The sequence below is a fragment of the Microvirga sp. HBU67558 genome, assembly GCF_018069605.1.
Lineage (GTDB): Bacteria > Pseudomonadota > Alphaproteobacteria > Rhizobiales > Beijerinckiaceae > Microvirga > Microvirga terrae.
In genome coordinates, this window is the sequence record NZ_JAGPUP010000381.1 from 1 (window position 1) to 5,588 (window position 5,588).

General features: G+C 59.8%; 8 protein-coding genes. 2 read left to right on the plus strand and 6 right to left on the minus strand.

Annotated features, from left to right (window positions below):
- Positions 1-44 precede the first annotated feature (44 nt).
- Complete coding sequence (locus KBI52_RS02310; RefSeq protein WP_262266340.1) at positions 45-1,703, plus strand: PAS domain-containing hybrid sensor histidine kinase/response regulator; 1,659 nt, start codon at positions 45-47, stop codon at positions 1,701-1,703.
- Positions 1,704-1,751: 48 nt separating this feature from the next.
- On the opposite strand, the gene KBI52_RS02315 is transcribed toward KBI52_RS02310, so the two are convergent.
- From KBI52_RS02315 to KBI52_RS02340, 6 genes are all read right to left on the minus strand, one after another.
- Positions 1,752-2,432 (minus strand): hypothetical protein, encoded by a 681-nt coding sequence (locus KBI52_RS02315; RefSeq protein ID WP_173948697.1) that lies wholly within the window; start codon positions 2,430-2,432, stop codon positions 1,752-1,754.
- A gap of 180 nt (positions 2,433-2,612) precedes the next feature.
- Positions 2,613-2,981 carry a DUF6481 family protein gene (locus KBI52_RS02320; protein ID WP_210805061.1) on the minus strand — a complete coding sequence of 123 codons (369 nt, stop codon included), beginning with the start codon at positions 2,979-2,981 and terminating at the stop codon, positions 2,613-2,615.
- A gap of 46 nt (positions 2,982-3,027) precedes the next feature.
- Positions 3,028-3,189 carry a hypothetical protein gene (locus KBI52_RS02325; RefSeq protein WP_210805063.1) on the minus strand — a complete coding sequence of 54 codons (162 nt, stop codon included), beginning with the start codon at positions 3,187-3,189 and terminating at the stop codon, positions 3,028-3,030.
- 146 nt (positions 3,190-3,335) lie between these two features.
- Entirely contained in the window at positions 3,336-3,545 is a 210-nt protein-coding gene (locus tag KBI52_RS02330; protein WP_210805065.1) for a cold-shock protein, read from the minus strand.
- Positions 3,546-3,940: 395 nt separating this feature from the next.
- Complete coding sequence (locus tag KBI52_RS02335; RefSeq protein WP_210805067.1) at positions 3,941-4,210, minus strand: hypothetical protein; 270 nt, start codon at positions 4,208-4,210, stop codon at positions 3,941-3,943.
- Between the two features lie 70 nt (positions 4,211-4,280).
- A complete protein-coding gene (locus KBI52_RS02340; RefSeq protein ID WP_173948611.1) occupies positions 4,281-4,490 on the minus strand; it encodes a cold-shock protein in 210 nt (69 codons plus the stop codon).
- A gap of 540 nt (positions 4,491-5,030) precedes the next feature.
- Here KBI52_RS02340 and KBI52_RS02345 point away from each other — a divergent pair.
- The coding region (locus KBI52_RS02345) for a CarD family transcriptional regulator (RefSeq protein WP_210805068.1) at positions 5,031-5,588 on the plus strand (558 nt) is incomplete at its 3' end.

Consider the following 5,588-nt stretch of genomic DNA (forward strand, 5'->3'; position numbering starts at 1 on the left):
GCTGCTTCCGTCATGCTCCTCGTCCGCCGCTTGGGACGGTGTTCATGATTTACGGGACGGACTCTAAGGCGATCATCGAAACTCCGGAGGAGCTCTACGAGAGCGCCCCCTGCGGCTACCTCTCGACCCTGCCGGATGGCACCATCATCAGAGCCAACCAAACTTGCCTCACCTGGATTGGTATGGAGCGGCAGGACCTGGTCGGCAACAAGTGCTTCCAGGAACTTCTGAGCATCGGCGACAGGATCTTCTACGACACCCATTTCGCGCCGCTCCTGCGGATGCAGGGATTTGTGAACGAGATTGCCTTCGATCTGATCGGCGCCGACGGACGTGCCTTGCCGGTTCTTGCCAATGCTGTCCAGAAGCGGGACGCAGCTGGGAAGCCTGTCGTCAACCGCATCACCCTCTTCAATGCCACTGACCGGCGACAATACGAGCGAGAGCTGCTTCTCGCGCGCCAAAAGGCCGAGCAGACCGCCGAGGACCTCAAGCGCCTGAACGAGACCTTGGAGGAGAGGGTGGCCCAAGAGGTCGCTGAGCGCCTGAAAGCCGAGGCGGCGATGCGCCAATCCCAGAAGATGGAGGCGGTAGGCCAGCTCACCGGGGGCGTGGCGCACGACTTCAACAACCTGCTCACGGTCATCAAATCGTCGACCGATCTCCTCAAGCGTCCGAATTTGTCAGAGGAGCGGCGGGCCCGCTATGTCGCCGCGATCTCTGATACCGTGGATCGGGCCGCCAAGCTCACGAGCCAGCTTCTCGCCTTTGCCCGGCGCCAAGCGCTCAAGCCTGAGACCTTCGATGCGGGGCAGTCCGTTCGGATGCTCAGCGATATGGTCCGTACGCTGACCGGGACACGGATCCAGATCATCACCTACCTTCCCGACAAGCCGTGTTTCATCAGCGCCGATCCGAGTCAGTTCGACACAGCGCTGATCAACATCGTGGTCAACGCGCGTGACGCAATGGACAGTGAGGGCCAGATCACGATCACCGTGTGGCCGGCCGAGACAATGCCTGCCGTCCGCCGACACGCGGCGGTCAAGGCGCCTTATGTGGCCATTTCGGTCTCCGACACGGGTTCAGGCATCCCGGCGGATCAGATTGATCAGATCTTCGAGCCGTTTTTCACCACGAAGGGCGTCGGCCACGGCACTGGCCTCGGATTGTCCCAGGTGTTCGGGTTCGTTAAGCAGTCAGGTGGGCAGGTCATTGTCGAGAGCGAGGTTGGCCAGGGCACTACATTCACACTGTACCTGCCCCGGGTCATAGCCCCTCTCGGAGTGGCCCCTCCAGAGGAGGAGACCACCGAAGACGGGTACGGTACCTGCGTGCTGGTGGTCGAGGACAACCGCGACGTTGGCACCTTCGTGACGCAGACGCTGGCAGAGTTGGGCTATCGCACCAAGTGGGTCGAGAGTGCACAGGCGGCGCTCGATGAGTTGGCGACATCTCCCGGCGCCCATGACATCGTGTTCTCGGACGTGGTGATGCCGGGCATGAACGGTGTGGAGTTGGCGCGCCACGTGCAACGGCTCTATCCCGACCTGCCGCTGGTGCTGACGAGCGGGTACAGCCACGTGCTTGCTGAGGGAGGGCACGGGTTCGAGCTGCTGCAGAAGCCCTATTCCGTTGAGGCCCTATCCCGCGTGCTTCGCAAGGCGTCCCACAAAGTGCATAAGCGGACACAGGCCGAATAGCGAATTACACGTGGCACTGTCTCTCCAGCTTTGCACCTGCGACGCAGGTTAGTCACTTTGTTTGGCCGCGATCCAGATGGTGTGTCTTGCGCCCCCGCGTGTTCCGTTTGCGCGAGCGCTGACCTCATCCACACCAAATCCCGCCTTACGCAGACGCTGGGTGAATGCGCTATTCGGGGCCGATGACCAAACGGCAAGGACCCCACCAGGAGTCAGTGCTGTCCGTGCGGAGCTAAGCCCCGACAAGTCGTAGAGGCTGTCATTGGCCTTGCGTGTCAGTCCCTCGGGTCCGTTGTCGACATCCAACAGGATCCCATCGTAAGCCGACCGGCTCGATCTGATCAGACCGCCAACATCCCCTTCGTGGATGCTGACGCGGGGATCGGTAAGGCTGTCGCCGAACACCTCGGCCATGGGGCCGCGGGCCCATGCCACGACGGCGGGTACCAGTTCAGCCACAGTGACCTGAGCATCGGGTCCCAATTCGGCAAGCGCAGCGCGGAGCGTGAAGCCCATCCCCAACCCACCGATCAGGATCTGTGGTCGGTCGCGGCCCCGAAGTCTCAGGCAAGACAGTCTAGCGAGCGCCTCTTCGGAACCACTAAGGCGGCTGTTCATCAACTCGTTGCTGCCCAACATGATGGAGAACTCCGCCCCACGCTTCTTGAGGCGCAATTCGCCTCCGTCGCTCGGGACTTTTGCCGTGTCGAGTAAGACCCAAGGAATCATAAAAAGCTCTTCGAACAGCATTCCCCTTTTCAAGGGACCATGCACAACAGAATGCATTTAGTCGAGAACGCCGATCAATGACTGCACGCTCGTCCAAGCCCTTGGTCCGCGCGTCACATTCTCTTGCTCATGATGGTCTCCAAATAGATACCGTTCATGCGACGTCTCTAGATGTAAGTGCTACTTCCGTGCTTTGCGGGCCGCGTAGCGGGCATCACGGGCAGCCTTGCGTTCGGCCTCTAGCCGGGTCTCGTTCACTGCCTTTTCGGCGGCTGCGCGCTTTTCCTGCTCCGCTTGTTCTGCCGCAAGAGCCTCCCGCTCCGCGGCAAGGCGGGCCTCGTCGGCTACGCGCTGAGCGTTCTCGGCACGGCGCTGGGCTTCCCGCTCGGCGTGGCGAACATCCCGCGCGGCACTCACGGCTGCCCGGGCAGCCCGCTGCTCCGCAACACCAGGATCATCTGGGCCGGGCCGTTGACGGAACTTGGCGGCCATAGCCTGCTTTGCGTCTCTGGCGGCACTCAGCCGGTCGCTAAAATTTTTCTGCTTCATTCAGTTCATGGATCTCAATACGGGTGCTTTGTCTGATCCGTGCCGGCTATCGGACACGTCTGATGCTGGTGATGGTGCCCTCTGGCAGGGAGCCTTGCTCTTGCTGGGCTTGGGCAATCACTCCGATGGCCCAAGTATCGTTCGCCTTTGCTGGATCGTCGATCCACAGATAGGCCGTGCGACCATCGTCATAGTTCACCATGAACATGACGGACTTCGCAGGAGGGGCTTTTCGAAACGTGTACATTACGTCCTCGTCAGCTCGACCATCGGCCGAGGGAGCTTTGCAAAGAAAAAGCCGCTCCACCCGGGAGCGGCTTCGAAGAGGCGCTTACGATGTGCGCCCGATCATCCTTAGGCGTTCTGGATGTTGTTGACGGCGATCTTGCCGGAGCGGCGGTCCTCAGCCGTATCGAAGGAGACCTTCTGACCTTCGACAAGATTGCGCATGCCGGCGCGCTCGAGAGCGGTGGCGTGGACGAACACGTCCTTGCTGCCATCATCCGGCTGGATGAAGCCGAAGCCCTTCATGTCGTTGTAGAATTTCACAGTGCCCATGATCATGGGAATAACCTTTCGCGGTTGATGCGGATGCACGTGAGTGAAGGCACGCGAAGCGTGACCTCACCTCGGTTCGTCGATGGTTTGGAGAGAGCGTCTGAACGTGCGCCTGGCAATGCCAACAGCGAAACGGCCCGATTGTCCGGCCAAAGTCGATAATGAGGATATAAGGCGTAATCAAATTATTACAAGAGGACAGGACAGTATTGCCCGCAGAACAGGGGCAGAAGAATTTGCTTCCCTATCTTGCGTTCCCATAACGCGAATAAACTATCCGATGCGGAGCCTAGGATCGTCCGGTCTCACCGCGAATGACGACGATCGCGGGCAGGGATTGCACTGCGCTAGGGACCAGCCAGGGCTAGCTCAGCTCCCCAAGCGGTGGAGGGCGGTTCAGGCTAGACGGGGGATCGCGTGATCTTCTTGATCAGAATGCGGGGCCGGCCGGCCTTCTCTGCGATGGCGTTGTCCTGCTCCTCAATGGCTTTCCGGGCCGGCTCATCGCCGTCGAGCCCGCCAACGAGGGAGCGCGGGACACGCCGGTTCGAGCTACGGGAGCCATCCTCGTAGAGAACGTCGAAGAGAGCATAGCCAGTCTCTTGGGGCTTTGACTTCTTGCGGGCCAATGTTCGCGTTCCTTTGCATAACTGGAGGCACGAGATGCCCATAGGCTAAAACGCAGAGGCCGCTCCAAGTCGGAGCGGCCTCTCTTGCGCAATGCATGACGAGAGGGTTTGATCAAGCTGTCTTCAGGTTCGAGGCTGACTCCTTGCCGGTGCGGCGGTCGGACTCGATCTCGTAGGAGACCTTCTGACCTTCAGCCAGACCACGCAGACCGGCGCGTTCCAGCGCGGATGCGTGGACGAAGACGTCCTTGCCGCCGCTGTCAGGCTGAATGAAGCCATAGCCTTTTGTTTCGTTGTACCACTTCACCGTACCTGTCGCCATGGGAGCTCCTTTTCCCGATTGATGAGCAACCTAAGCCAAGGCGCTGACGCATCTTGGCTGGATGAGTATCGATACTTGGGGAGATCGCCCGTGCAGATGCACGGTAAGGCACAGCAGCTCAGTCGTCGGCCAGTCTCGATCTCGGGACAATAGAATGGCTTCGTAGGCGTTACAAGCCGGTGATCCGATGTCCCTACATCTACCGCCAAGCTGTAGACTGCCGGAAAGCTGGCGGATCGCACGAGGCAGACCTTAACCTGAGTTCCGCATTGGCGGCGTAAGGGGGACCTCTACACGCCGGTGCTTAAAGACCATGTCCAACCCAAAACCGATTATCCGCCCGATGCCGAGCCGTGGCGTGTACTTCTGCCAGACACAGCTGTATCGATCAGATGGGCCAGTCGTTACGTGGGAACCTCGTAAAATACTCCGAGTTCAATAAACTTACGGTGCGCTGACGCGACCATCACAACTCTGGCGTCTAAGACACAGGCTCTCTCTTCGAGAGCATAAGCTGTGTCCCAAGGAGTCCATGCCTGAATGACCACGAAGAACAATGCTCTTTCCTTTGAGATTGGTGAAACGGTCGTGTACCCGGCCCATGGTGTGGGTGTGATCACGGCGGTCGAAGAGCAAGAGGTCGCCGGGTTCAAGCTTGAGCTTTTTGTGATTACCTTCGACAAGGACCGCCTTACCCTTCGCATTCCCCTGACCAAAGCCAAGAGCAGCGGCATGAGAAAGCTGTCGGAACCTGCTGTGGTGAAGCAGGCGCTCGACCTCCTGAGCGGGAAGGCAATGGCCAAGCGCGGCATGTGGAACCGGCGCTCGAACGACCTTCAGGAGCGCATCGGGACCGGGCAACTGACAGCCATTGCTGAAGTTTTGCGGGATCTCAACCGTGGCTCAGAGCAGCAGGAGGCTTCCTACAGCGAGCAGCAGATCTTCGAAGGCGCTCTGGACTTCATGATCAGGGAGGTAGCAGCATCCAGCCGGCTGACCCAGACCGAAGCTCGCAAGTTGATCGAACAGAGCCTGGCCAAAGCTCCTCACCTCAACAAGGCTGAGACCCTGGCCGAAGAACCGGAGGGGCCCGATGAC

What these genes read in the sequence shown, in the direction of transcription:
- KBI52_RS02315 (WP_173948697.1), bottom strand. Translation starts at nt 2,432, where the DNA reads ATGATTCCTTGGGTCTTACTCGACACGGCAAAAGTCCCGAGCGACGGA.
- KBI52_RS02325 (WP_210805063.1), bottom strand. Translation starts at nt 3,189, where the DNA reads ATGTTCATGGTGAACTATGACGATGGTCGCACGGCCTATCTGTGGATC.
- KBI52_RS02340 (WP_173948611.1), bottom strand. Translation starts at nt 4,490, where the DNA reads ATGGCGACAGGTACGGTGAAGTGGTACAACGAAACAAAAGGCTATGGC.
- KBI52_RS02310 (WP_262266340.1), top strand. Translation starts at nt 45, where the DNA reads ATGATTTACGGGACGGACTCTAAGGCGATCATCGAAACTCCGGAGGAG.
- KBI52_RS02335 (WP_210805067.1), bottom strand. Translation starts at nt 4,210, where the DNA reads ATGGGCATCTCGTGCCTCCAGTTATGCAAAGGAACGCGAACATTGGCC.
- KBI52_RS02330 (WP_210805065.1), bottom strand. Translation starts at nt 3,545, where the DNA reads ATGATCATGGGCACTGTGAAATTCTACAACGACATGAAGGGCTTCGGC.
- KBI52_RS02320 (WP_210805061.1), bottom strand. Translation starts at nt 2,981, where the DNA reads ATGAAGCAGAAAAATTTTAGCGACCGGCTGAGTGCCGCCAGAGACGCA.